Consider the following 25,036-nt stretch of genomic DNA (forward strand, 5'->3'; position numbering starts at 1 on the left):
TGAAAAATGAAAATACCAAATAGCAAAGTGCAAAACCCGGGTGGGAGCGGCCACAGCGGCGGCAGTTCCCAGAGCTGAGAGCCCAAAGCCTTTCTTTCCGCATGGTCCGTGCCGGTTTCAGGGTTCGAAGCGGTGGGTTTGGAGTTTGAATTGGACGAGGCGGTCGCGTTTTTGCTTGGCGGCGTCGAGGAACTGGCGGATCTGGGCGGATCGGCCGGAGCGGACGGCGGCATCGAGCCGATCGAGCTGCTTTCGGAGGGCGGCGGTGGCGGCCAGGAGGTGGTCGGCGTTGGAGTCGATGATGTCGTGCCAGAGGTTGACATCGCCGGAGGCGACGCGGGTGGTATCGAGTAATCCGGGGCCGGAGACTTCGAGTTCGCTGTCGGTGCAGAGGTTGACCAGGGCGGAGGCCAGGACGTGGGGCAGGTGGGAGATTTTGGCCAGGATCCGGTCGTGGCGGTCGGGCGTCAGGTGCACCAGGCGCATGCCGAGGGCGGACCAGACCGATTCGACGAGGGCGAGGGCGTCGCGGCTGGTGGATCGGGTGGGGGTCAGGATGCAGGTGGCGTTGTGGCACAGGTCGGCGCGGGCGAATTCGACGCCTCGTTTTTCGGAGCCGGCCATGGGGTGGGAGCCGACGAATAAGTTCTTGTTGGGCAGGTACTTAGCGGCAAGCTGGCAGACGCGGCGTTTGGTGGATCCGACGTCGGTGACGACGGCTGAGGGTCCGATAATATTGGCGAGGCGTTGCAGGGTCGGTTGGAAAAGGCCGATGGGGGTGGCGATGAGGATCAGTTGGGCATCGGCCGTTGCGGCCAGGTCGAGGGAGCCGGCGTCGATGGCCCCGATGCGGAGGGCGGTGTCGATGGAGGCCTGGCGGTGGCCGATTCCGGTGATTCGGGCGGTCAGGCCGGCGGACTTGAGGCCCAGGGCGATGGAGCCGCCCAGGAGGCCGGGGCCGACGATCGCGATATGCTGTAAGTCGTTTATTTTGGGGATATTATCAGCCATAACGGGTGCTACGATTGTGGTGGACAGGATACCTGGGGCGGGGTGGCAAGTCCACTTTTTTCTTGAGTTGGGCGGCGGTTGTGGTTATGGTATGGTGAAAATTCGAAGTGTTCGCCGATGAGGTGACCTAGGGCTAGTTTTGGAGTGGGACTTTAGGCTAGCCCTTCATTTTTGGTTTTTGCGGTACGTGTCGCCGCGTGCGGAGCGGGTCGGGCGCCGGCTTGGGTTTGGGTCGGCGGTCCGCAGGGATTTTTGAGGACGAGACGATGACATCATCTGGTGGCAAGCGCCAGTTCAACGGCAACGGCGTGTTGGAATTCGAGCGGCCGATGGCCCAGATCGAGCAGCAGATCCAGGAGCTGGAGGCCCAGACGGACCGGGACTGCAGCGAGGAGATTCGCGAGCTTCGCTCGACGCTGGTGAAGCTGATGAAGAACACGTATTCGAGTCTCAAGCCGTGGCAGAAGGTTCAGGTGGCGCGGCATCAGAACCGGCCGCAGGTGACGGATTACATCCGGATGATCGTTCGGGATTTCTGCGAGCTGCACGGGGACCGTCAGTTTCGGGACGACCGTGCGATCGTGACGGGGTTCGGCCGGGTGGCGGGCCAGAAGGCGTTGATCATCGGTCATCGCAAGGGGAAGGACATCAAGGAGAAGGTGGAGTGCTACTTCGGCTGCGCGCATCCGGAGGGGTATCGCAAGGCGCTGCGGAAGATGCAGCTGGCGGCGAAGTTCGGGCTGCCGGTGGTGTGTCTGATCGACACGCCGGGCGCGTATCCGGGGATCGGGGCGGAGGAGCGCGGGATCGCGGAGGCGATCGCGGTGAATTTGATGGAGATGTCGCGGCTGCAGACGCCGGTGGTGTGCGTGGTGATCGCGGAGGGCGGCTCGGGCGGGGCGTTGGGGATCGGCGTGGGCGACCGGGTGGCGGTGATGGAGCACGCGTACTATTCGGTGATCAGTCCGGAGGGATGCGCAGCGATATTGTGGAAGAGTTCGGAGTACGCGCCGCAGGCGGCTGAGTGTTTGAAGATGACGCCGACGGAGTTGAAGAAGCTGGGGTTGATCGACGACATCATCAAGGAGCCGCTGGGCGGGGCGCATCGCGACCCGATGGCGGCGGCTGCGGCGCTGGAGCATTATCTGGGCGAGACGCTGTCGCAGTTGCGTCGTCTGCCGGTCGAGACGCTGGTGGCCCAGCGGTACGAGCGGATTCGGCATTTGGGGGAGTTTTTCACGACGGCGTCGAACGGGCGCGCGAAAAAAAAGATCGCGAGTAAGGCGAGCAGTAGCGGGTTGGTGACGCCGTCGGCGGCGCCGGCGCGGGCGGCCGGTAGCAGGGCCTAAGCTGCAGGCTTTAGGCTTTGGGGGTCCCTTCGGAGGTCCGGATGGTGAGACGGCTGCGATTCCACAGGAACGTACGGATGGCCTTTGGTGCGTTCCGCCAGACTTTCTTTGGTGATCAACGATCAGGAATATTTCAGATAGTCCTTGACATCCCATGATAGTACTGCTATATTATGGTCGTGGAGCCGTGAGGAACATGGGCGTGGGAGGCTCTAGCGGGAATGGGAGTTGGTAGTGGCGCGAAGATGGCTTGAGATTATTGGCTCCAAGCAAGCGTGTCAGTGCATATGGAAATCGTATCCGCGCTTTACCTGCCTCGGGATATCGTACTCGCAGGCGTAATCGGCTGAGATGCGTTGACTCCCTGATGGAGGAGGCCGATGGCGGTGCGCAGTGAACAAGGCGGATATCCGTTGTCCAAGGCAGCGTCCCGTTCTGCGGCCGGAGTCGCGACTGCGGGGCGAGCGGGTATGGGAGTTGCGGCACAAGCTCCTCCTCGCCGACAGCCGTCAGATTCGCTGGGCCGTCGTGTGGCAGAGGGCAGGGCCGCGATGTGCGCCAGAATGGGTGAGTTGACTTTGATAGGAAGCTGCAATCAAACAGGAGACAGCCATGCGAAGGTATGACGTGTTTTTCGGTTCGGTCGTGTTCGTAGCGGTTCTATCCGTGTCGGTTGTGCTTAGCGGGGTGGTAGCATATGGAGGTATGCGGAAAGGCGAATGCGCAGACGGTCCACGTCTTTGCCCCAGTACGGAGTGTGAAGACTACCCAGGCGGGAACTACGCCAGCGGGAAGTGCACGGGCGTGTTTTTGGTCATGTATTGCGACAACTCAAGTGACAAGGATTGCCCGACTGCCTTCTCGCGGTGCTCAGAAGCCCGGTGCTATAGTGACCCCAACTGCACTGGGATACGGATGTTCCCCTGTGATTTGCCTTGCGGTGTCTGCAACGTATGTGCCGACGTTGCGTAGGTGTTTGCCGCGGATGGCCCTGTGATGGGATGGGACGTCACTGTTTTCAAACGCATTTGGGGAGGAGCAAGATGCTGTTGCGGTTGTGTGGCTATGGGCTGCTGCTGACCATGGTCCTAGCGGGATCGACCGCCCTTGGCCAGGACGCTTGGGGCGAACGAGCCGGGAAAGGTCAGGAGGAGATTGGGGACATACTCTCGAGGGTCCAGGCACACGATGAGACCTGCCGGACGCTGGATGTCACATATATGATAGGGCACCGTTTCGCTCTCGATGTGGCGGCACGGGCCGCCTACTGGAGGCGCCAGGGGCGGGAAACCAGCAGTGTCGAGACGTGGGGTCCGAAGGACAGGGACATGAAGGGTCGATTCCTGATTGACGGTGTTCGGCTCCGCAAGAACGTCACGGCGATCACTCTGGACGAGGATGGTCAGGAGACGGGAAGAGAGACCATGTACGCCTTGTACACGGGAGACTCGGTCAAGCGTCTTGAAGTGGAGAGGAAGCGCGGGTTGGTGGGGCCGCCGGAGGAGCGCAACCCGATCATTCTCCAGGAGCTCCAGCCTCTTCATTGGGGTTCTTCGTACGGCGCACAGCCGCTTGGCGAGTTTCTGGGGGAAGGGACCATCGAGAAGGTAACGCATGACCGTCTCGACGACACTCGGGTGATCATATTGGACTTCGTTTCCAAGTACGATCAGAGGTTCAGATTCTGGCTTGCTCCCGACTGTGGCTACAGGTTCATCCGGTTGGAGCGCTACCGCGAATCGAGGCTGTTCATGCGTTTTGAGGTCGAGTTGGCTGAGCACAACGGCAACTGGTTTCCGAAGCATGGAACTTGGACGGCGTACAATCTGACCGACGACGGAGGGCCCGAGATCGATCAGACCGCGGAACTCACGGTTGAGTCAGTCACCATGAACGAGCCGATCTCCGAGGAGGATATGACCTTCGAGTTTCCCATCGGAACATTGGTGTCCGACATGTTCCTCGGGATCGGGTACCGGACTTCAGACTCCGGGGCGGAGCTTCAGGGGAGTGGATTGGCGGCTGGTTTGCGGGCGCCGGAAGACGGACCGGTCGAGGAGCCCAATGCTTCGCTGTCCGAGGAGACGGTGACGGACGATGCAAACGGCGCGAATGGAGAGCCTGCCCAGGCGGCCCCCGGAAGCAGCTCTCCGGAATCGGCGGGCACCACGAGGTCCCGATCGTGGATTTGCGGAGCGTTGGTTGCCGTTGCCGTAGGAGGCGTAGTCGCGGCGGTCCTCCGGCGGAAGGGAAAGCGGGTGGGTTGATGGCTTGGCTATCGGCGGCACGGAAGGTGGTTCTGACACACTGGGCTCTTCCGGCGGTTCTGGCTGTGGCGGCGGGCGTACCGCTGGGTATGTGGTTTGTCCGCCACGTTGCATTTGCGCGCGAGCCCCTGGTGATTGACGGGCAGACCTGGGCGCAGAAGGATGTGCAACCTGGCGCGAGCCTTTCGCGCCGATTCACGATAACCAACCGGTCGGCATCGCCCGTGCGCATCGAGTCGATCGAGAGGAGTTGCAGATGCACGACGGCTACGCTGGCCCCGAATCCCATTTTGCCAGGCGAAAGCAGCGTGCTCGATTGTACTCTGCATGTTCCTCCCGGCGGTGACGGCGCCAAGGCAACGATCGTCCTGAAGACGGATAACTCGCATCAGCCGACGGTCTCGGTGCATATGGAGGCGCAGACGCGCGATACCCTCACGATCGAGCCGCTTTCGCTGTACTGGCGACAAGAGACGGCTTCGGGTCCGTTTGTTCGTCGAGTGATTCTCAGACGGTTGGATGAGAGAGGTCTCAGCACACCGAAGGTTCATCTCCCGGCGGGCATGACGTGCGAGATTCGGCGGCTATCCGATGAGGCGTGCGAAGCCGTTCTTACGGTGGCGGAGTGGCCGGAGCGGGAGGACGCGGTGGTGGAGTTTCTGACCGATGTTCGCGGTTTCGAGCGGGTATCGCTCCCGGTCTGTTTTGAGGGATTGCCTCCTGTCGTGATCTTGCCCGAGACGATTTTGATATTCGGGCCTGACGGAAGGGGCTCGGTCTGCCTCTATGGGCAGAACGGATTGGCGGTTACGTCGGCGGAAGTCATCAGGCGACCGGAGTTCCTTGCCGTGACGTTTGCGCGCGACGATGGCGCGATGAAGGTCGAGGCCAGCATGAGCGCGAATACCGGGACTCTGAGCAATTCCGATCATATCGTCATCCGCGCAACGACGGATCAAGGCTCGCACGACCTGACCATACCGGTCAGAGTCTATTTGGATTGAGGGAAAAGAGCCTGTTGTTATCTCTGGCGGGTTGGGAAGTTCCGCTCCTTCATCCGCCGAAGGCGGACGGTTCTTTCGGGGGAATCCACGGCGGTTTGCGGGACGGGCGGCTTTCCGAGGCGTCTTGTGCCGGGAGGTGCCAGCCCCGACTATCGGGTTGCGGGGGGTGCGCGGGGTAGAAGAGTCGTTGTGGCGGGTGAACCTCGCCTTCGGCGAAAACCTCCCGCCCTACGGGGAGCGGGTCCAGTTGGCGAGGTTGGATTCTTTGTTGGGGATGAGGACGGTGTCTTTGAGGTTGGCTGGGCGGACGGAGAGGATGCCTGGGGTTGAACCGGCGTGGCCGGAGTAGTTTTCGGGTTGGGCGGTGTAGATGCTGTCGTTGTCGAGGCCGGTGTAGGGGGTGGTGGACCATTGGACGTGGCTGTCGGCGAAGAGGACGTTTTGGCCGTCGCCGCCGTGGTTGCGGCTGTTGACGTGTTGCTTGAGGTCGTCCGTGTTGGGCGGCGTGCCGTTGGCTGCGTAGTTGGGTTTTGGGCCGTCGTTGGCGTCGGCGGCGATGGGCGTGTTGGGATCGAAGCTATCGGTCCAGAGTTCGGCGGAGGTGCGGCCGTCGGGGAACCGGGTCCAGGGCTGGATGAAGGAGTAGGCGATGACGGCGTCGGGGCTTTTCCAGGGGAAGTCGAGGAGCGAGCGAAGGGCGTTCCATTGGGTGTGGTCGATTTCCTGGTCGGCCTGGTCGGAGGCGGGGCAGAGGAACGCAGATGGGACGAGCAGTCTGGTCCGGCAGAGGGGCCAGAGGTTTTCGGAGACGCTGTGATGGTGGTTGCGGGGAGACAGGTCGCTGGTGAAGGCGTTTTCGGCGGCGATCGTGGCTTGGCCAAATGCGACGATGGGGAACGAGCCGCGGTTGGATGACGCGTAGGCACTGAGAGCGGCGCCGATCTGGCGGAGATTGCCGGCGCAGACGGTTCTTGGCGCGACGCCGGTTGGGCGGCTGAGGAGGTCGTGGATCGGCCCCAGGAGCACGATGATCAGCAGGAGGGCGGGCAAGAGGAAGGCTATGTCGATCAGGGCAAGGCGTCGGGCCATGGGTTGGGCTCCGTGTAGAAACTATTGGTGTAGGATACCACATGGGATTGGGATGGGGAAGAGGCGGGTGAAGCGGCGTTGGCTGGGGGATTTGGGTTGGTTTGGGTTATGATGGGTGTTGGTGTGTTGAGGGGGAGGGCAGGCACAAGGGTTGGCCGTACGGGGGAGAGGGCGGGCATGAGGCTTGCACGTACGGGAGATGGGGGAGGTATGAGGGCTGGCCGCACGGTTGATCAGGAAGGAAAGGAAATGAGAATTGAAAACAGCAAATGCCAAGGTGCAAAATGGGAGGGATTAACCGGGGTGGGGGGGGGTATAAAGATCGATAGGCTTGGGTTTTGGCGAGTTTTTGGAAGGAGTTGGCGATGCGCGGTTTGGGATGGCTGATGACGGGCGTGGCGGCGTTGGCGTGGGCTGGGTCGGCGTGCGGCGAGGTGAGCGTGCACGGGATGTTCGGCGATCATGCGGTGCTTCAGCGGGGGATCGCGGTTCCGGTGTGGGGCAAGGCGGCGGCGGGCGAGAAGGTGGTGGTGACGATCGGCGGCCAGACGGCGACGACGACGGCGGGCGCGGACGGGTCGTGGCGGGTGAATCTCGAGCCGATGGCGGCGGGCGGGCCGCTGGAGATGACGGTGGCGGGGACCAACACGATTGTATTGAAGGACGTGGTGGTCGGCGAGGTGTGGATCGGTTCGGGGCAGTCGAACATGCAGATGACGGTGGGAGGAAGCCGGGACGCCGGTCAGGAGATGGCGGAGGCGACGTATCCGATGATCCGGCAGTGTTCGGTGGCGCATCGGCCGATGGCGGAGCCAACGCCGGAGGTTTCGACGTCGTGGACGGTGTGTTCGCCGGAGACGGTGGGCGGATTTACGGCGGTGGGGTATTTTTTCGCGCGGGATCTGCACAAGGCGTTGGGCGTGCCGGTGGGGATCATCAACAGCAGTTGGGGCGGGACGCCGGCTGAGGCGTGGACGCCGCGCGATGTGATGAAGGCGGAGGGGATCAACGCGGGGATGGTGGAGTATTACGAGCAGTGCGTGGCGAACCAGGACGAGATGATGAAGAAATACCAGGAGGACCTGGCGGCGTACGAGAAGCTCAAGGCGGGAGGGAAGATCCGCGACCGTCAGGAGGACCCGGGCGACAAGGGGTTCGAGCAGGGCTGGGCGAAGGTCGATTTCGACGATTCGGGTTGGGAGCGTATCGAGCTTCCGCGGACGTGGCCGGAGTCGATGGACGGGGCGATCTGGTATCGGCGCGAGGTGACGCTGCCGGAGGATTGGGCGGGTCGCGACGTGCAGATCAGCCTGGGTTCGATCGACGACTACGACGTGACATATTTCAACGGCGAGCGGGTCGGTTCGACGGGCAATGAGACGGCGAACTGGTGGGTACACTGGCGTCAGTACACGATTCCCGGGCGGCTGGTGAAGGCGGGGCGGAACGTGGTGGCGGTGCGGGTGTTTGACGACCTGTCGGGCGGCGGGTTTACGGGGATGCCGGAGGACATGTATGTGAAGGCGGCGGGCGGCGCGGAGCGGATTTCGCTGGCGGGGCCGTGGCGGCAGCAAATGGAGTTGAGTTTGCCCGCGATCCAGGTGAGCCGTCCGCCGAGCGTTCCGTTCGGGCCGAAGAATCCGAACGCGCCGGGCACGCTGTACAACGGGATGATTTATCCGCTGGCGCCGTACGCGGTTCGCGGGGCGATCTGGTATCAGGGCGAGTCGAACGTGGGCCGGCCGGGCGAGTACGCGCGGCTGCTATCGACGATGATTCGCGAGTGGCGGCGGCTTTGGGGTCAGGAGGAGTTTGCGTTCGGGATCGTGCAGTTGGCGAATTTCCTGGCGGTGCAGCGGGACGCGAACGTATCGAGCGGATGGGCGGCGCTGCGGGATGCGCAGCTTCGCGTGTCGCAGATGGACGAGAACGTGGGTCTGGCGGTGATTATCGACATCGGGGAGGCGGCGGACATTCATCCGAAGAACAAGCAGGACGTGGGCAAGCGGTTGGGGCTCTGGGCGCTGGCGACGGTGTACGGGCGGGACGTGGAGTACTGCGGGCCGATCTATAGGTCGATGAAGGTTGAGGACGGGAAGGTGCGGCTGAGCTTCGACCACGTCGGCGGCGGGTTGACTGCCAGGGGCGACGGACCGCTGAAGGGGTTTGCGATCTGCGGCGAGGATGGCCAGTTCGTCTGGGCGGAGGCGAAGATCGAGGGCGAGACGGTGGTGGTCTGGTCGGAGCAGGTGGCCAAGCCGACGGCGGTGCGGTACGCGTGGGCGGATAATCCGGTGTGCAATCTGTACAACGAGGCGGGTTTGCCGGCGAGTCCGTTTTGGGCGCGGGAGTGACGGCGACAAGAGTGGTCCGATGAGTATAATGAAAGCTTATTAGTAATTAGTATAATGATACTTGACATTTTTTACCATTATCGGTACCTTAGGGAGAAGGAGAGAGAGTTGGCGTTGCCTATCTGAGTTTTTGAGCGCTACTCTTGGGGTAGAAGGAGGAAGGAAATGTGGCGAGGGCTGGTTGTGGTGGCGGCGGTGGCGGTATTTGTCGGGTCGGCGGTGGCGACTCCCATCAACTACGGTGATTTTACCGGGGTTACGATGCGCTACCAGCAGATCTCGGAGGACTCGGGAACGGATCCACTTCCGCTGTATAATTCGCCGACGTTGGTCGGGGATACGCTGCAGTTTAACAACCTGAGTTTCTACTCCTCCTCGAGCGGCAACGCGGCCGACACGACGGATGGGAACCTGATGGGGTGGATCGAGGCGAAGGTGGGTTCGGTGATCCAGTCGATCGCGTTTGATGAGTACGGGGACGTTTCGCTGAACGGTAGTCCGCTGAAATGGGGCTATGCGAGCGTGACGAACACCATTTTTGTGCAAGTCCACGAGATCGACCGGGTGGCGGTGGCGCCGTTCACGTTTACGATCGACATGGTGATGACCCCGTCGGACGGGGACTGGACGCTGATGGACGACGGCTACGGCAGTTGGGACTGGGAGGGGCATCTGCTGGCCGACGTGACGCAGGCGCTGCGAGACAAAGGCTATGCGACGGGGTACGCGACGAAGCTCTACTTCGAGATGGACAACACGCTGAACACGTCAAGCGAAACGGGCACATCGGCGTACATTGCCAAGAAGCTGACGGATGGGCTGAAGGTGACGGCGTCGGTGGAGGTGCCGGAGCCGATAACGGTGCTGCTGATGGGTCTGGGGCTTGGGCTGCTGCGGGTTCGTCGGGGATAGGCTTGAGGTTTTTGGGTTTTTGAATTTCAGGGTCCGCTTTCGGGCGGACCCTTTTTCTTTTTACGCTTTGCGCGTTTGTGTTCGGTTTGCCTGTTGACCGTCCGGGGTTGTGAGCGTTTGGTCGGTGTTGGCCGAGCCAGTGTTTTGATTCAGCGGGGATCAACAGCTTACGGCGTTCGGTTCCAGTCGGCGAGGCGTCACGAGAACTTCGACGAGGTTGAGGCTGCGTCGCGGCATGGGTCGGCTCCTTGCAAAAGGTGGCAGGGAAAGAATAGCATGTTTGATGGCGATAGTCGAGGGTGATGGCGGTCGTTGTGGCGGGTGAACCTCGCCTTCGGCGAGAACCTCCCGCCCTACCGGTTGTCGGTGCGCGGTGTCGGCTTTCGTGGTGTTCCGCGTGGTCCGTGCCGGCGGGTTTTGGGGCTTGCTGAAATGGGCGGTTGGGTTGAGAATGGTGCTGAGTTTAGCGGTTTGGAAGGAGATGTGTGGCGTGAGCGCGATGACGGTTCTTGGAGCGGTGCCGGTGGATGAGCTGGGCGTGACGCAGATGCACGAGCACGTGCTGGCGAACAGCGACTATGACGGGAACGACTATAACCTGGTGATGGACGACGTGGAGGTGGCGACGCGGGAGGTCGAGTATTTCAAGGCGGCGGGAGGAAACACCATTGTCGATCTGTCGTGCGTGGGTCTGGGACGCGACGCAGCGGGCCTCAGGCGGATCGCGGAGCGGACGGGCGTGCACGTGATCGCGTGCACGGGTTTTTATCGCGAGTGCAGCTATCCGGCGTATGCGCGGGAGGAGACGGCGGACCAGTTGGCGCGGCGGATGATCCGGGAGCATCGGGAGGGGATCGACGATACGGGCGTCCGGCCGGGCATTCTGGCGGAGATCGCCACGGAGTACGGGGTGGGGAAGATGAGCGTGGGGGAGGAGAAGGTTTTTACGGCGGTGGCGTACGCGCAGGTGGAGACGGGCATGCCGGTTTCGACGCACTGCTGGGCGGGCGAGCTGGCGCACGAGCAGATCGCGGTGCTGACGCGGAACGGGGTGTCGCCGGGCAAGATCGTGATCGGGCATCTGGCGGTGGATGGGACGGCGGAGGCGCGGATTCCGAAGATCGCGGAGAAGGGGGTGTTTCTGGGGATCGACTGCATCGGGTACGCGTACGAGCGGGTGGTGGTGATGAAGGACGCGGAGCGGGCGCGGCTGGTGCGACGGCTGATTGACGCGGGTTTTTTGAACCAGATCACGATGTCGCAGGACGTGGCCCGCAAGCTGCTGTTGAAGCACTATCACGGGATCGGGTACGAGTATCTGCTGCGCCGCTTCGTTCCGATGCTGAGGGACAATGGGGTGACGCAGGAGCAGATTCATACGATTCTGGTGGAGAATCCCAAGCGGGCGTTCGCCTGAGAGGGGCGCGCTAAGAAGGTTTTTCGGGGATTCCTTTCTTAGTGGCGGTCGCTAAGAAAGGTCGCCTTCGCTGGGCAGGCGGCCGCTATCATCGGCACTACTGTGTGTTCAGTTATAGTTTAGGCTGTGAAATGCTGGGTGGGCGTTGGGTGGTGCGTCGGAACGACTCACCCTACCGGGAGAGCGGGCGTCTTTGGCGAGCGGAGGGCTGGCCGGAGGGTGGCGTTGCGGAGGCGGGCGCATAGAATATGGATTTGCGGCTTGGTGTGCGTTGGCGGAGACTGGAGCGGACGGCGATGTTGACGGCGGAGACGATAGCGGAGGCGAGGCGGGCGGTTCGGACGGCTCGCGGGCAGGGCCGTCGGGTGGGTCTGGTTCCGACGATGGGGGCGCTGCACGAGGGGCACTTGTCGCTGATGGCGGCGGCGAGGGCGGAATGCGAGTTTGTGGCGGTCAGCATTTTCGTGAATCCGATCCAGTTCGGGCCGAATGAGGACTATCAGCGGTATCCGCGGCCGATCGAGCGGGATCTGGCGGCGTGTCGCGAGGCGGGCGTGGACCTGGTGTTTGCCCCGTCGGCTGGGGAGATGTACCGGCAGGAGCGGCTGACGTCGGTGGTGGTGCGCGGGATGACCGAGGGGCTGTGCGGTCGGCAGCGGCCGGGGCATTTTGAGGGGGTGACCACGGTGGTGGCCAAGCTGTTCAATATCCTGGATCCGGATGCGGCGTATTTCGGCGAGAAGGACGCCCAGCAGGCGCTGGTGTTGCGTAAGATGGTGGTGGACCTGGACTTCCCGATCGCGATGCGTTTTTGCCCGACGGTCCGTGAGGCGGACGGGCTGGCCCTCAGTTCGCGGAACGCGTACCTGTCGGCGGACGAGCGGGAGCGGGCGCTGTGCCTGAGCCGGGGGCTGGAGGCGGGCCGCCGGATGATCGCGGAGGGGCGGACCGAGGCGGCGGCGATCGCGGCGGCGATGCGGCGGATCATCGAGGCGGCTGAGCCTGAGAAGATCGACTACATCGAGATCGTCGATCCGCATACGCTTGGGCCGGTGGCACGGGTGGCGGGGCCGGTGCTGATGGCGACGGCGGTGCGGATCGGGCGCACGCGGCTGATCGACAATATTCTCGTGGACAGCCAAGGGAATAAGATTAGAATGAACGATTTGTTCCTCTAGAAGTGGTTGCGGAGATTTCGTAATGTTGCTGAAGTTCCTGCGGTCGAAGATTCATGGGGCGAAGGTGACCGAGGCGAATATCAACTACATCGGATCCATCGCCATCGACACGCAGTTGATGGAGGCGGCGGGCCTGAGGACCAGCGAGATCGTGATGGTGGCGGACGTGGAGAACGGGAACCGGCTGATGACGTACGTGATTCCGGCGCCGGCGGGTTCGAAGACGATCTGTTTGAACGGGGCGGCGGCGCGGCTGGTGAGCGTGGGGGATACGGTGCTGGTGTTTTCGTTCGCGTATTTGACGGAAGAGGAGGCGGCGCGGCATCGGGCGAGGATCGTGCTGATGGGGGAGGATAATGAGGTCAAAGAGATTTTCGATCAGTGAGGGGGGAGAAGGCTCTAGGCTCTAGGCTCTAGGCTCTAGGCTCTAGGCTCTAGGCTTTAGGCTTTAGGGTCCGCCTTCGGCGGACGAAGTGCAGAATGCAAAGTGCGAAGTGCAAAGTGCAAAATGGGGAGGAGGGGCGGTTGGTCAGGGAGCTTGAGATGGAAATGACAAAATACGGGAGGAGTTGGTAGCTTGCATCCGACACTATTTCACCTGGGTCCGATCCCGATCCGGTCGTACGGTTTCATGATCATGATCGGGTTTCTGGTGGCTGTGCATCTGGCGGGGCGTCGGGCGAGGAAGGTGGGGGCGGATGAGGAGTTCGTGCTGAATCTGGGATTGCTGGCGCTGGTGGTGGGGATCATCGGGGCGCGGGCGTTTTTCGTGATCCACCGGTTGCCGCAGTTTCTGGCCCAGCCGAATCCGGTGTTGGCGATGCTGAACATCATCGGCGGCGGGTTGGAGTTTTACGGCGGGTTCCTCAGCGCGGTGGTCGCGGTGATCATTTACCTGCGGCTGAAGAAGAAGTCGATCCGGTGGTATTTGGACATTCTGGCCCCTTCGATCATGCTGGGACTGGCGTTCGGGCGGATCGGGTGTTTGCTGAACGGCTGTTGCTGGGGCGGCGTGACGAGTCTGCCGATGGCGATCCGGTTTCCGTATTTCAGCCTGCCGTTCCAGCACCAGGTGTTCGAGACGCAGCAGTTGGCGGTGCCGGGCGAGTTTCTGGTGGCCAGTCCGGATCGCAGCCCGGACCTGTTCCACGGCGAGATTCTGGAGATGACGGACGAGGAGTTCCAGGCGGAGCTGGAGACGGCCAAGCCGGACACGCCGCTTGGCGCGATTTACGGCCGGCATCACGGGCACCTGGAGCGGTACGGGGTGACGCTGGCGGATCTGCGCGAATTGATAGAGCGGATGGATTTGCGGTCGCTGCCGGTGCATCCGACGCAGCTCTACTCGTCGCTTAACGCGGTGTTCATTTCGGTGATTTTGGGGATGTATTTCTGGCGGCGGAAGCGTCACGGGATGGTGGTGGCGTGGATGTTCGTGATCTACCCGATCAGCCGGTTTTTGCTGGAGATGGTGCGGACGGACAACGCGCAGGACACGTTCGGGCTGACGGTTTCGCAGGGGGTGAGCGTGGCGGTGATTCCGCTGGCGCTGCTGCTGATGTGGGTGCTGCACCGTCTGCCGGAGGTCTCGCCGCGGGCGAAGGCCGAGATGGAGGCGCATGCGGCGAAGCAGGCCCGGCCGGTTGAGGGGAAGTGAGGCCTGTGGAAGACGTGGCGGGCGAGCAGCGACGATCGCCGCGGGATCGCGCAGCGGTCCAGGGGCTCGCGCCCCTGGCTACACCCCTTCGCCCCGTTGGGGCGACCGCTTTGGCGCGTAGCCATAGTGTGGGACGCCACAGGTCAATCGGAAGGCGGGTCTTGGGTCGGCTTATTGGAGTTTTGGGGAGACCTCGAGGGCGGATGGTGAGTAGAGGTCGAGGCCGCCGTCGGCGAGGTGGCGGGCGATGGCGATGGTTTTTTGGATCGATTCGCGGGTGTAGTCGCCGAGGATGGGGGTGCCGAGGGGTTGGCCGAGGGCTCCCTGGCACTGGTCGCATCCGAGGAGGCCTTGTCCGCCGCAAATTTGGCAGGTGACCACGCCGACGCCCTGGCAGGTGGGGCAGGTTTTTTCGCGGTTTGAGGGCAGGTAGCGGGTTTTTCGTTTGCCCTGGACGGCGATGCGCTGGCGGATTTCGCCGCGGCCTTTGCATTCGGGGCACCGCTGCTGGCCGCTGGCGGAGCAGGCGTGGCAGTCGGCTGATCCGGTTCCGCCGCAGCGGTCGCAGACGTCGGGGCGGGCTTGGCCTTCGCATTGGGCGGCGAGGTCGGCCAGCGCGACGAGCGAGACGTGGTCGGCCAGTTCGACGGTTTGCGGCGAGCGCATAGCGGCGCGGAGGTGTTCAGCGGCTTGGTCGTAACGGCCGGCGAGGTAGGCATCGAGTCCCTCGGCCAGCGCGGCGAGCGATCGGAGGCGTTGTTGGTCGTGGGCCTCGCGGAGTTCGGCGAGGGCGGCGACCTGGTCGGCGTCGTAGGGGTCGGCGAGCACGGCTGCGCGCAGCGACGTGACTTGGTCGATCGGATCACCGCGGCCGTTCTGGCCGGAGCAGATCGAGAGCGGCAGGGCCAGGGCCAACGTCCACAGCGTGATGATGCGTACCGTTCTATCCCGCATGGCGCACCCTCCCGTCGTCTGGCCGCTGGGCGACCCGCGATTCGGCGGCTTTTTGTCTGGCGAGCACGTCGCAGAGGTGGAGGTTGTGGCAGGCGGCGGCGCGGATTTCCTGGAGCACGTCGTCGGCTTCGCGTTGGGCCTGGCGGCGGTCGTCGGCGAGCTGCGCGAGCGGTTCGGCGAGGCGACCGGTCCGGTCGCGGGCCTGGGCCAGGAGTTCGAGCAATTCGCCGGCGGCGTCCATGTTGACGGCGATCCGCTGGAGGACGGTCCGGCAGGCGGCGAGTCGGGCGTGGCGTTCGGCGCGTCGCAGGTCGAGGGCGGCGGCCTGCGGCGAGGCCGGCGCTTCGGTTCGGATCAGGAGTTCCAGTTCGGTGCAGACCTCGTCGAGCGAGGATGCGAAATCGGTTCCGACGTTGCGGCTGCGGAAGATCACGCCGGTCGGCAGGCCGGAGGGTTCGCCCGTTGCTTCGACGTTTCGCAGCAGTTCAGCCATCGCAGCGGAGAGATGGGCGTTGAGGCCCAGGAGCTTGAGCGGCGTCTGGTCCGGTTCCCACGCAGCGGGAGTTGAGTCCAAATTCGGTTCGCCCGGAGCCGGTCCGAGGTTGGTGACGATGGCTTGGAGTCCGAGGGCGGCGCCGGGCGTGCGGGTCTGTCGGCCCCACTGGGCGGCGCGTCCGCCGCTGAGCTGGCTTGTCCACCAGCGTTGGCTGACGAGTCGATCGTGCGCGTTATTGGCGAGGGCGAGGAGGCCTTCGGACCCGGCTGCGAGTCGGACGCCCGAGCCGGCGGCGAGGGTCTGGACGATCTGATGGGCGGCGAAGGGGCGGCTTCGCGCGATCAGTTGCGCCAGGTCGCGCGGGATTCGCGGGTCTTCGATGGTCAGCAGGGCGCGGAGGATGCGGCTGGTCATGCCGCGGCCTCGGGTGCTCAGGTCGGTGCATCGTTGTTCGAGAGCGGACAGGAGCAGGTCGGTCGCTTCGGGCATGGCGGCCTGTCGGAGTTTTTCGACGGCCTGGTAGCAGACGGCGTCGGATGAGGCGAGGTCGTGGGCGGTCTGTTCGAGGTCGATGGCGATTGTCGCTTGGTTCAGGTCGGCGGCTTGGACGGGTCGGAAGCTGATGCGTTCGGCCAGGTCGGTCACGCGGTCGGCCGCGCCGAGCGCAGCGGCCAGATCGTTGGGCCAGCGTTGCGGCGAGTCGTTCATCGAGGCGAGTCGTTCGCAGGCGGCGAGGAGGGCGATGGCGGTGTCGGCCAGGAGTTGATCGGCGGAGTCGGCGGGGCCGAAGGCGGCGCGGATCTGCTCGGTGAAGTCGCTTTGCGGGTCGATCGTCAGTTCGTTATCCGTGGCGATCTCGTCAGCCGCGGCCTCTTGCTCGATCGGGCTGGGCGGCGCAGCCGGCGTGTAGATCGGCGTGGAGGACGGTTGAGGAATTGCCGGCGGGACATCGGTGGGCGTCTCGATGGGCGGCGGAACCGCGGAGCGGGCCTCCGGCGTTCGTTCGTCACCGAACGCGTAGAGGATCGCCAGAAACGCGGCGATGCCGACCAGCGGGATTCCCACCGCGGCCAGCCGGTTGTTCGCGGTGCGGCGCTTTCGGGCCCGCGAGCGGGCCAGGTCGGCGGGCAGGATCGGCAGGCTGTCCGGATCGGATTTCTCCGGCACGTCGATCCGCAGGGCCGGCAGGCGGGGCAGTCGCGGTTCCCCGAGGCACTCTTCGAGAACCTGGCGGGCGGTCTGTTCCTCCAGGCCATCCACCTTGCCCAAGGCGATGAGGCGGTCCCAGTGGCTGTCGCCAGCGTAGCCTTCGGGGAACATCGCCTGGACCTGTTTTTTGAATGCGGCCCGGCGTTTCTGGGCGGTCGTATGACTTTGGTCGTTCGGCTGGGGTATCCGGGCCAACAGGGTCGGCACGTCGCAACGGGGAATGCCCAGGGCCAGGAGGCGTCGGGCCAGGTCGTCGCGTTTCTCAGCCGCCAGCGCACCCCGCTTGTCGACCGCGGCCAGGATGGCGGCGCGGGCTTCGACGACCAGCCGGCGGACCCGCTGGGCGTCATCCTCGGGTTGGGGTGCTTCGATGTCTGGTTTGGCATCGTATTCGCGTCGGCGGGCCGAGTCGCGGAGCACCGCCGCCGCCGGTTCCAACTGCTGCTTTTCAAACTGAAGCAGCAGTGGCAGCATCTGAGGCGAGCGGACCTGCTTTCGCAACAGTTGCCGTCGGCTTTCGAGGGCGGCGTCGACGATCTCAGCCGAGCAATCGCCCCGCTCCAACCCCAGCAGTTGGTAGGGGCTGGGCTGTTCGAGGGTCTCGTCGATACCAAGCTGGCTGTAAAATCCCCGCCACGGGTTCATGGTCGCCTCACTTCGCGGTGGCTATACGTAATTATATCGTATGGATGCGAAGGCGGCTAAAAGTGCAGCTTTACTTATTAAAGTTTGGTTTGTCGAGCGGTTCAGGGCAGGCCAAGGGTTTTGGCGAGCTCGTCGAACCGGCTTTGCCATTGGGCCGGTTCGATCCGCGGGTTTTGTAATCGAAAGTATGCCAGCAACTTACGGGCATGTTCCATCTTACCATCACGGCGGTGGCAGTCAATGAGGTGATACTGGGCTTCGTACCAGCCGTCGGTTTTGGCCTGGAGTCCGGCGGCGAGTTGGGCCCAGGGCTCGGTCGCCTGACCGTAGCGTTTGGCCCGCTCGCAGGCGAGGGCCAGACCTCGCAGGGCCTCGCCCGATTTTTGGCGCGGCAGGTGGGTGACCAGCCACTGGTACTGCTCGATCGCCTCGTTCGGCTGATCGAGGTCGTCCAGGACGGCGGCGAGGCGGCGTCGGACGGCAATGGTCTGGGCCGTCGGGCCGGCCTGCTGCGTGGTTGTGGCGGCGGTCAGCATCTGTCTGTAGATGTTGACGAGGCCCAGGCCCAGTTGTTTCGCCTCGGCGGGTCGGTCGGTCAGGAGTTGGCGGAAGCGCTGCTCGATCGGATCGACCAGGGCGGCGAGGGCGTTCGGGTCGGTGTGGTTGTGGTTGGCGGCCTGGTTGATCCACTGGATGGCCTGCTCGTCGTTGCCGGAGGCGATTTCGAGGCGGATGCGCAGGGCGATGCTTTGGTCGGTCGGGGCCAAGCGATCGATCGCGTCGAGGAGTTGGCGGACCCGGTCGATCGGCGGGTCGGGCAGATCCATCAGTTTCTGGCCGGTCGCGGCGGCCACGTCGGCGATGGCGTCGGTCAGTTGCGATTTGTCCGGGCTATCGGATCGGCTGGCGGTTTCGGCGAATTGCGCGACGGCCTGGGCGGATTGCACGAGGCGTTGGCGGTCGGGCGGTGCGTTCGGCTGGGTGGTTGTGGCCGTTTCAGCCAGGCGGTAGGCGGCCAGGGCGATGCCGTATTGGGCTTCGAGGTGGATCGGCGATTCGGCGGTTAGCGCGGTGAGTTGGTCGAGGGCTTGGGACCATCGGCCGTCCTGGAGCATGAGGTTGGCCCGGTACCACGGGGCGCGGCGGACTTCGTGCTGCTGCGGGAATTGTTGTTCGGCGAAGGTCAGGAAGTCGAGAAATTGCGTTCGGTCGATTGGGGTTTCGCCGGTCAGGGCTGAGAGGCCGGCGCGAACGGCGCGGCTGCACATCGATGGGGCTCGGCGGTCGGCGGGATGGCGGCGGGTGAAGGCTTCGGCGGCGGCGAAGGCTTCGTTCCAGCGGGAAAGGCTCCACAGGGCGGCGGCTCGCGTGAAGCGCAGGTCGGCGGCGACGGTGTCGGGCGTTTCGTTGGATGCGGCGTCGATGCCCTTTTGGGCCTCAGCGGCGGCTTGGTCGAGGCGTCCTCCGGCGAAGGCGTCGCGGGCCTGGACGAGGTGGCGGATGGGGCCGGAACCGCCGTGTCGGCCGAGGATCTGGGCGAGCTGTGAACTCCACGGTTCGCCGTAGCCGTAGAGGCGCTTGGCAATCTCGTCGGTGCGCTGGGTGAACTGGTCTTTGGTTTTGGATGATGCGCCCGCTTCGGCCAATGCGACGAGGGCGGCGGCGCGGGCAAGGGCCATGGTTCGTTCGAGGGCGTCCCACTCACGGTTGGGCGGCACGCGGTCGAAGTAGCTCTTGGCCGTCCGTTCCAGTTCGAGCGGCGAGGTGAGTTGCTGGTGGGTTTTGAGGCGCAGGAGCGTAATCTTTTTGAACGTTTCGGGCGGGGTGTTTTTGTAGGTGAGCGGGGCGAGAAATTCGATGACCTGCGGGTAGCGTTCCAGTTCGTAGAGGCACAGGGCCTGGCCCAGGAAGCATTCGGCGAGGATCGGGTGTTCCTGATAGCCCGAAGCGGTGAAGCCGGTGAACTGCTCGATGGCCGCTTCGAGGTGGCGCCGGCGTTCGGTTGGGTCGGGCGTGACGGAGGCCAGGCTGTACTCGGTCCAGGCGCGGGCGTAGTTGGCCCGCGAGAGCATGGTGGTGGCGTCGCGCCAGTCGGGGCTGTTGGTCGGGTCGGCGGCGGTCAGGCGCTGGTCGAGGACGTCGAGTTCGTGCTCGCACTGGCGGATGAGGAGTCCGTAGGCGTCGAGGGCGAGCAGCAGACTGCGTTTGGCCTGGTCGCGCAGGTCCGAGTCGGCTGGGCGGCGCTGGAATTCGGCGGCGAGGGCTCGGCCTCGCAGGCGGAGGATCTCGGCGCGCAGGAAGGGTTGGGTTCGCTGGTCGATTCCGCCACCGGGTTTGGCGAGCAAGGTTTCGGCCTCCTGAAGTCTGGCTTCGGCGGAGGGCAGGTCGCTGGCGGCTGCGGCGTCGGCCAGCAGGCGGTTGATTTGCGTCTCAGCCAGCGAGCCGAGGGTTGATGAACCGGTGATGATCGTCAGCGCCGCCAGCCATAGCATTGAGTTCAGCCGATGTCTCATGGTCGTTCTCCTATCGGCGCGTAGGCGACGCGGTGCAGGTCGGCGGCGTAGCAGGCGTCGAGGGCGGCGACCATGTGGCGGAAGGCGACGTCGGCTTGGCCGTCGATGATGACGGCGACGTCGGCGATGGCGCGTCGGGCCCGGAGCTTGTCGCGCAGCTCGTCGAAGGTGGCGCACGGCTGGCCGTCGCAGCGGACGAGCACGCCGGCCTCGGATTCTTCCAGATGCACCCGCACCGGCGGAAACTCCTCGCGCGGGCGATCGGCGCCGGCGCCGGTTCGCGGCAACTGGGTCGGCAGCATGGCCTCCGGCGGTCGGAACGACGAGGTGCACATGAAGAAGATCAGCAGCAGAAACACCACGTCGATCATGGCCGCCAGATTCAATTCCGGCCGCCCGACCCGACGACTTCGCCGTTTCAACCGCATTGTGCTCATCCTCCAAAATTAAACTTTCAAGACCTGACCCCATGGGGTCAGGTCTTGAAAGTTTAATTTTCGTTCAGTTGTTTCTCCAGCTCGCAGAGGCGGGAGGCCAATCTTCTGTCCTTGGTTCGCCGGTCGGCGACGGCGTGGACGATGTGAGACACTGCTGCGGAGCGGATGCCGCCGAAGTGTTGCCCGATCTGCGCTACCGGCGTGGTGGTCAGCATGCGGGCCAGGTAGATGGCGGTCGATCGGGCCTCGTTGTTTTGACGGCCCCGCCGCATCAGGATCTCCGGATCACTTCCGAGAAGTTGGCAGACTTCTCGGCTGATTTCCTGCAGAGAGGGTTGGCGGCGGAGGCGTTTGGCCTGGGGGATTTCCGGGTCGGCGGGCCGGCCGGTCAGCAGCGTCTGCATCCGCTCGATGAAGGCCGGCGAGCCGAGCAGGGCTGAGCCGACGGTCGCGGACAGCGGGCAGGTCGGCGGATGAAAGACGCCCTCGTTGAGGAAGGCCAGGTAGGCCCGCCGGGCCGAGTTGATCCCGCGGCCGTGAGACGTCAATACTTCCTGCCAAATCAGCCATTCGGGGGCGATTCGCGGATTCAGGTAGGCGGAGCAACTGCTCCAGGGGTAGACCTCGGGCCGCCCGGCCAGGCCCGCACGCACGGGGTTCAGGTGGATGTATCGCGTCAGTTCCCAGTCGTGCGACTCCTGCTCGACGAGGACGGCTTTGAATCGTCCCTGAAGCAGCGGTCCGCAGCGGCTGTGGCGGCGGTTGAACAGTGTCGCGTAGCCGGCGTTCAGGTCGTGCATGCCGGCGGAGAGGTCCGGCTGCGGAGTTCGCAGGTAGAGGTGGAAGTGGTTGTCCATCAGCACCCAGGCCAGAACCTGCCAGCCTCGGCGGCGGACGACTTGATCGAGAAGCTTGAGCCAGCGTTTGCGGTCGGCGTCATCGCGCACGATCGCCCGCCGCTCCAGTCCGCGGCTGGTCACGTGGTACAATCCATCCGCCACTTCGATTCTCAACGGTCGCGCCATGTTTCACCATCCCTTCGCATGCCTCAGCCAACTGCCCGAAAATTAAACTTTCAAGACCTGACCCCATGGGGTCAGGTCTTGAAAGTTTAATTTTCGATGCGAGTGTCGGGGGAGTCGACGACGGAGACGCGGACTTTTTGGATGTTTTCGGCGGCGCAGAGGCGCATGACGGTGGAGACGGACCGCCAGAGGGCGTCGCGGTCGCCGCGGATCAGGACGGCCGGTCCGTCGGGTCCGGCGGCGGATTTTTCGCGGACGAGGAGGGCTTGGAGCTGCTCGTCGGAGCAGGTTCGTCCGGCGACGACGATTCGTCCGTCGGCGTGGAGGTTGACGATCATGCGGCCCATCGCGGAGTCGTCCTGTCGGCCCTGCTGGGCTTCGGGCAACGCGAGCGGTTCGGCTTCGACGCGGGTGAATTGCGAGACGGTCATGAAGAAGATGATGAGCAGAAACACCACGTCGATGAGGGCGGCGATGTTGATTTCCGTGCCGTAGGTTCGGCGGGTTTTGCGAAGGCGCATGGCCGTCGTCTCCTACTGGGTCGGGTTCTGGCGGAATCGAGCCATGAGCCGTTCGAGCACGCCCTCAGCCTCCGCCACGTACTCATCGATCCGGTTGCGGAACAGCGAGACGAAGAACATGGTGGGAATGGCGACGACCAGGCCCATGCAGGTGGTGACGAGGGCCTCGGAGATTCCGCCGGCCAGTTGCGAGGGTTTGGCGGCGCCTTCGGTCACCGCGATCTGATTGAACGAGCGGATCATGCCGGTGACGGTGCCAAGCAGACCGAGCATCGGCGCGGCGGCGGCGATGAACGAGAGGTAGTCGAGCTTGCGGTACATGCGGGCGATTTCACGTTCGCCGGTCTCCTGCATCGCGTTCTGCATGTCGAAGAATCCGAACATGCCGCCGACCTGTTTGAGTCCGGAGGCGGCGACGCGGCCGAGGAATGATTCGTGTTCGTCGGCCAACCGCTGGGCCTCGTCGTAGCGTTGGGCGGCCAGGTGCTGTTCGAGGGCCCGTTCGAGATCTTCGGGCAGGAACCGCATGCGCCGGATGGTCAGGAAGTGCTCGACGATCAGGGCCACCGAGACGAGGGACATCAGGATAATCAGATAGCCGATCAGGCCGCCGGCGCGGATGGTGCTCCAGAGGGTGATGGTCTGCGGCTGGGCGGCGCCGTCGGGCGTTTGTCCAGCCGTGGCGGCGGCGAGCATCGGGATCAGCAGGACCAACATCAGGGCGATCCAGGTCCATCGCGTCGAGTCAGCGGTTTTGACCATCATCGTTCCTCACATGCTTGTGTTGTCGCGTCGTTACGGTCCACCGCCCGGCCACGGGAGTCCGCCGGGCGGAACGAATCGGTATTGTCCGCGGTTTTCCTCGGCGATCCGCTGAAGGATCGATTCGCCGCTGTTGCTGTGAAAGGCGATGGTGTTGATCTGCACCCTGGCGCCGGGATTGGCGGCGCGGATTTCATCGGCGGCGGCTTCGGCGAACTCGCCGTCGGAGAGCAGGTAGATGGCGTCGGGCCGGAGGGCGAGGGCCTCTTTCATCGCCTCGCGCGGGTCGGTGCCTCCGCCTCCGGCGGCTTGGGCGACCCAGGCGAAATACTTGCGCTTGTTGGCGGATGAGGCGCGGACCAGTCCGCGGTTCGGCATGCGGATGTACTTGTCATCGTAGAAGAAGATGTAGAACCGCGAGGTCCGGCCCAGCGCGCTGATCGAGCGGATCAGTTCGGCTTTGGCGGCGGCCACGCGGTCGCCGTTCATGCTTCCGGAGTAGTCCACGACGTAGACGAAGCTCTCGCCCTTGGCTTGGAGTCCGAAGAAGCTGGCCCCGCCGCGTCCGCCGGGGCCGCCTCCGGCGGTGACGAGAGAGGACCAGTCGCCGCCGACGGCTGATCCGCCGGCGGCGGAGAGCTGGACCGACTCGATGGGATCGGCGCCGGTGGCGCCGGCGGCGCCTCCCAGGTCGGTGATCGGTTCGATCGCGTCGCCGGTTTGGATGGCGGGGGCGGTCAGGTCGGCCGCCGCCGGTTCGATCGGTTCGGCTGGAGTTGAGAGCTCGATGGCGGGTCCGGAGTCGTCCAGGACCAGGCCCACTTCGAGTCCCTCCTGTCCCTGGTCGAGGCCGGAGAACCAGGTGACGCCGGTAAAGCCAATCAGCAACAGCAGATGGAGGAAGACGGAGGCGGACCAGCCGATGGCCGCCGCCCGCTGGCGTCGTGCGGGTTCGGTGCCCGGATCGGTCAAAGCGTTTGGAGCTTTGGGGGTCACCGTCTGGTGCTGTGGGTGCTCATGCGGGTTCATGGTCTGGCCTGTCCTTGGCCGCGGCCTGTGGGGGCGGGGCAGGCCCCGGCCGTGGTTGTTCATTAATCCAAATATCGCAAGATGTTAGCTAAATCGTCAAGTGTTTTTCCGATGTTTGCCGAGGGCGGGGAATCGGCGCGGCGGCGATTGCGGCTGATGAACGGCTGGCGGGACGGGGCCGGCATAGAAAAAACGAAGTCATGTAGGAATTTTGCCGATAATCAGTCTACTGACGGCTGCGCTGTCGCAGCCAGAACATCGAAAGGCACCGGCATGTCGAACTGCCCTTCGGTCACTGCGGGCGAGTACCGGTTTTCGGGTACCGTCGCGAACATCGGTCGGGGTCGATTCGCAGTGAGCAAGCGGATTGTGGATATTGTACTGGGGACGATCGCCCTGATCCTATCCCTTCCCGTGATGGGTCTGTGCTGTCTGATCATCAAGCTCTCGGACCGTGGTCCGACGATTTACAGCCAGATTCGGGTGGGCAAAGACGGCCGGCTGTTCCGGATGTACAAGCTGCGCACGATGGTTCACGACGCGGAGACCGAGTCGGGGCCGGTGTGGGCCCGGGACGACGATCCGCGGGTGCTTGGGGCGTGCCGGTGGATGCGGCGGAGCCACATCGACGAGCTGCCACAGTTGCTCAACGTGATCAAGGGTGAGATGTCGCTGATCGGTCCGCGTCCGGAGCGGCCGGAGATTCTGGCGGACCTGGAGAAGACGTACCCGGAGATCGGGCGTCGTCTGGCGGTGCTGCCGGGGATCACGGGGTTGGCGCAGATTCGCAACGGTTACGATCAGACGCTGGAGAGCGTGCGGTTCAAGCTGGAGGCGGATCTGGAGTACATCGCGACCCGCCGCTGGTCGCGGGAGCTGGTGATTCTGGCGGCGACGCTGCCGAAGTTTTACGACCGCACGGCCCACTGAAGATCGATCCTGCCACAGATTTTTTCCGATGCCACCGAACGTCGCGATACGTTTTGCGCGGGCGAGGTGGTCCGATAAAAAGTCGTGCGGCGTGATGGGGGCGGGGTTTTCGGGCGGCGGCGGCCGGGTGTCGGTCGGAGGCGGGGGCGGGGGCGGCGGGAGCGGCCGGCAGAGAGGCTTTAAGAATAAGGTCCTTTTTGCCGATGAACGAGTTGAAAAAGTTATCGCACCAACCGGTGCAACGGATTGCATCGGGTTAACAACGTGTCTAGTGGGA

20 protein-coding genes are annotated in these 25,036 nt (G+C 64.1%); 10 read left to right on the forward strand and 10 right to left on the reverse strand.

The genetic code is table 11. From position 1 onward, the window contains the following. Positions 1–117: 117 nt before the first annotated feature. The gene (locus tag GXY33_22120) at positions 118–1,011 is read right to left on the reverse strand and encodes a prephenate dehydrogenase (protein NLX07846.1); all 894 of its coding nucleotides are present in this window, start codon (positions 1,009–1,011) and stop codon (positions 118–120) included. A gap of 266 nt (positions 1,012–1,277) precedes the next feature. Between GXY33_22120 and GXY33_22125 the strand changes: the two genes are divergently transcribed. The 3 genes from GXY33_22125 (at position 1,278) to GXY33_22135 (ending at position 5,631) form a co-directional block, all read left to right on the forward strand. Next, positions 1,278–2,360, forward strand: coding sequence for an acetyl-CoA carboxylase carboxyltransferase subunit alpha (locus GXY33_22125; GenBank protein NLX07847.1), 1,083 nt, complete (start codon positions 1,278–1,280; stop codon positions 2,358–2,360). A 1,043-nt stretch (positions 2,361–3,403) separates the two neighbouring features. Then, complete coding sequence (locus tag GXY33_22130) at positions 3,404–4,627, forward strand: hypothetical protein (protein NLX07848.1); 1,224 nt, start codon at positions 3,404–3,406, stop codon at positions 4,625–4,627. A gap of 65 nt (positions 4,628–4,692) precedes the next feature. Next, positions 4,693–5,631: a DUF1573 domain-containing protein gene (locus GXY33_22135; protein NLX07849.1), complete on the forward strand. Its 939-nt coding sequence runs from the start codon at positions 4,693–4,695 to the stop codon at positions 5,629–5,631. Between the two features lie 228 nt (positions 5,632–5,859). On the opposite strand, the gene GXY33_22140 is transcribed toward GXY33_22135, so the two are convergent. Then, positions 5,860–6,720: a hypothetical protein gene (locus tag GXY33_22140; GenBank protein NLX07850.1), complete on the reverse strand. Its 861-nt coding sequence runs from the start codon at positions 6,718–6,720 to the stop codon at positions 5,860–5,862. Between the two features lie 365 nt (positions 6,721–7,085). Here GXY33_22140 and GXY33_22145 point away from each other — a divergent pair, with 365 nt between their 5' ends. From GXY33_22145 to GXY33_22170, 6 genes are all read left to right on the forward strand, one after another. Next, entirely contained in the window at positions 7,086–9,074 is a 1,989-nt protein-coding gene (locus tag GXY33_22145) for a 9-O-acetylesterase (protein ID NLX07851.1), read from the forward strand. Between the two features lie 165 nt (positions 9,075–9,239). Further along, positions 9,240–9,986, forward strand: a complete 747-nt coding sequence (locus tag GXY33_22150) for a PEP-CTERM sorting domain-containing protein (protein NLX07852.1) — start codon at positions 9,240–9,242, stop codon at positions 9,984–9,986. Positions 9,987–10,476: 490 nt separating this feature from the next. Next, the gene (locus tag GXY33_22155; GenBank protein ID NLX07853.1) at positions 10,477–11,403 is read left to right on the forward strand and encodes a phosphotriesterase-related protein; all 927 of its coding nucleotides are present in this window, start codon (positions 10,477–10,479) and stop codon (positions 11,401–11,403) included. A gap of 296 nt (positions 11,404–11,699) precedes the next feature. Next, the gene (locus GXY33_22160; protein ID NLX07854.1) at positions 11,700–12,581 is read left to right on the forward strand and encodes a pantoate--beta-alanine ligase; all 882 of its coding nucleotides are present in this window, start codon (positions 11,700–11,702) and stop codon (positions 12,579–12,581) included. A 22-nt stretch (positions 12,582–12,603) separates the two neighbouring features. After that, complete coding sequence (locus GXY33_22165; protein ID NLX07855.1) at positions 12,604–12,966, forward strand: aspartate 1-decarboxylase; 363 nt, start codon at positions 12,604–12,606, stop codon at positions 12,964–12,966. A gap of 192 nt (positions 12,967–13,158) precedes the next feature. Continuing rightward, a complete protein-coding gene (locus GXY33_22170; GenBank protein ID NLX07856.1) occupies positions 13,159–14,238 on the forward strand; it encodes a prolipoprotein diacylglyceryl transferase in 1,080 nt (359 codons plus the stop codon). 171 nt (positions 14,239–14,409) lie between these two features. Here GXY33_22170 and GXY33_22175 read toward each other — a convergent pair whose 3' ends face one another. The 8 genes from GXY33_22175 to GXY33_22210 form a co-directional block, all read right to left on the reverse strand. After that, positions 14,410–15,192 carry a hypothetical protein gene (locus GXY33_22175; protein ID NLX07857.1) on the reverse strand — a complete coding sequence of 261 codons (783 nt, stop codon included), beginning with the start codon at positions 15,190–15,192 and terminating at the stop codon, positions 14,410–14,412. After that, a complete protein-coding gene (locus GXY33_22180) occupies positions 15,182–17,542 on the reverse strand; it encodes a hypothetical protein (protein NLX07858.1) in 2,361 nt (786 codons plus the stop codon). Before GXY33_22180 ends, GXY33_22175 begins: the two co-directional genes overlap by 11 nt. Positions 17,543–17,643: 101 nt before the next feature. Continuing rightward, complete coding sequence (locus GXY33_22185; protein NLX07859.1) at positions 17,644–20,055, reverse strand: hypothetical protein; 2,412 nt, start codon at positions 20,053–20,055, stop codon at positions 17,644–17,646. Continuing rightward, positions 20,052–20,483 (reverse strand): biopolymer transporter ExbD, encoded by a 432-nt coding sequence (locus GXY33_22190; GenBank protein NLX07860.1) that lies wholly within the window; start codon positions 20,481–20,483, stop codon positions 20,052–20,054. Before GXY33_22190 ends, GXY33_22185 begins: the two co-directional genes overlap by 4 nt. Before the next feature lie 62 nt (positions 20,484–20,545). Next, the gene (locus tag GXY33_22195) at positions 20,546–21,517 is read right to left on the reverse strand and encodes an addiction module toxin RelE (protein NLX07861.1); all 972 of its coding nucleotides are present in this window, start codon (positions 21,515–21,517) and stop codon (positions 20,546–20,548) included. 86 nt (positions 21,518–21,603) lie between these two features. Then, positions 21,604–22,038: a biopolymer transporter ExbD gene (locus tag GXY33_22200; GenBank protein ID NLX07862.1), complete on the reverse strand. Its 435-nt coding sequence runs from the start codon at positions 22,036–22,038 to the stop codon at positions 21,604–21,606. Positions 22,039–22,050: 12 nt separating this feature from the next. Further along, positions 22,051–22,800, reverse strand: a complete 750-nt coding sequence (locus GXY33_22205; GenBank protein NLX07863.1) for a MotA/TolQ/ExbB proton channel family protein — start codon at positions 22,798–22,800, stop codon at positions 22,051–22,053. 33 nt (positions 22,801–22,833) lie between these two features. Next, a complete protein-coding gene (locus GXY33_22210) occupies positions 22,834–23,829 on the reverse strand; it encodes a VWA domain-containing protein (GenBank protein NLX07864.1) in 996 nt (331 codons plus the stop codon). 354 nt (positions 23,830–24,183) lie between these two features. Between GXY33_22210 and GXY33_22215 the strand changes: the two genes are divergently transcribed. After that, positions 24,184–24,759 carry a sugar transferase gene (locus tag GXY33_22215; GenBank protein NLX07865.1) on the forward strand — a complete coding sequence of 192 codons (576 nt, stop codon included), beginning with the start codon at positions 24,184–24,186 and terminating at the stop codon, positions 24,757–24,759. Positions 24,760–25,036 lie beyond the last annotated feature (277 nt).

It is taken from the genome of Phycisphaerae bacterium, from assembly GCA_012729815.1.
GTDB lineage: Bacteria > Planctomycetota > Phycisphaerae > JAAYCJ01 > JAAYCJ01 > JAAYCJ01.

Bases quoted from the DNA above. Each gene is read 5' to 3' on its own strand.
- GXY33_22120 (NLX07846.1), bottom strand. From the start codon at position 1,011: ATGGCTGATAATATCCCCAAAATAAACGACTTACAGCATATCGCGATC.
- GXY33_22125 (NLX07847.1), top strand. From the start codon at position 1,278: ATGACATCATCTGGTGGCAAGCGCCAGTTCAACGGCAACGGCGTGTTG.
- GXY33_22130 (NLX07848.1), top strand. From the start codon at position 3,404: ATGCTGTTGCGGTTGTGTGGCTATGGGCTGCTGCTGACCATGGTCCTA.
- GXY33_22140 (NLX07850.1), bottom strand. From the start codon at position 6,720: ATGGCCCGACGCCTTGCCCTGATCGACATAGCCTTCCTCTTGCCCGCC.
- GXY33_22145 (NLX07851.1), top strand. From the start codon at position 7,086: ATGCGCGGTTTGGGATGGCTGATGACGGGCGTGGCGGCGTTGGCGTGG.
- GXY33_22150 (NLX07852.1), top strand. From the start codon at position 9,240: ATGTGGCGAGGGCTGGTTGTGGTGGCGGCGGTGGCGGTATTTGTCGGG.
- GXY33_22160 (NLX07854.1), top strand. From the start codon at position 11,700: ATGTTGACGGCGGAGACGATAGCGGAGGCGAGGCGGGCGGTTCGGACG.
- GXY33_22165 (NLX07855.1), top strand. From the start codon at position 12,604: ATGTTGCTGAAGTTCCTGCGGTCGAAGATTCATGGGGCGAAGGTGACC.
- GXY33_22175 (NLX07857.1), bottom strand. From the start codon at position 15,192: ATGCGGGATAGAACGGTACGCATCATCACGCTGTGGACGTTGGCCCTG.
- GXY33_22180 (NLX07858.1), bottom strand. From the start codon at position 17,542: ATGAACCCGTGGCGGGGATTTTACAGCCAGCTTGGTATCGACGAGACC.
- GXY33_22185 (NLX07859.1), bottom strand. From the start codon at position 20,055: ATGAGACATCGGCTGAACTCAATGCTATGGCTGGCGGCGCTGACGATC.
- GXY33_22190 (NLX07860.1), bottom strand. From the start codon at position 20,483: ATGCGGTTGAAACGGCGAAGTCGTCGGGTCGGGCGGCCGGAATTGAAT.
- GXY33_22195 (NLX07861.1), bottom strand. From the start codon at position 21,517: ATGGCGCGACCGTTGAGAATCGAAGTGGCGGATGGATTGTACCACGTG.
- GXY33_22200 (NLX07862.1), bottom strand. From the start codon at position 22,038: ATGCGCCTTCGCAAAACCCGCCGAACCTACGGCACGGAAATCAACATC.
- GXY33_22205 (NLX07863.1), bottom strand. From the start codon at position 22,800: ATGGTCAAAACCGCTGACTCGACGCGATGGACCTGGATCGCCCTGATG.
- GXY33_22210 (NLX07864.1), bottom strand. From the start codon at position 23,829: ATGAACCCGCATGAGCACCCACAGCACCAGACGGTGACCCCCAAAGCT.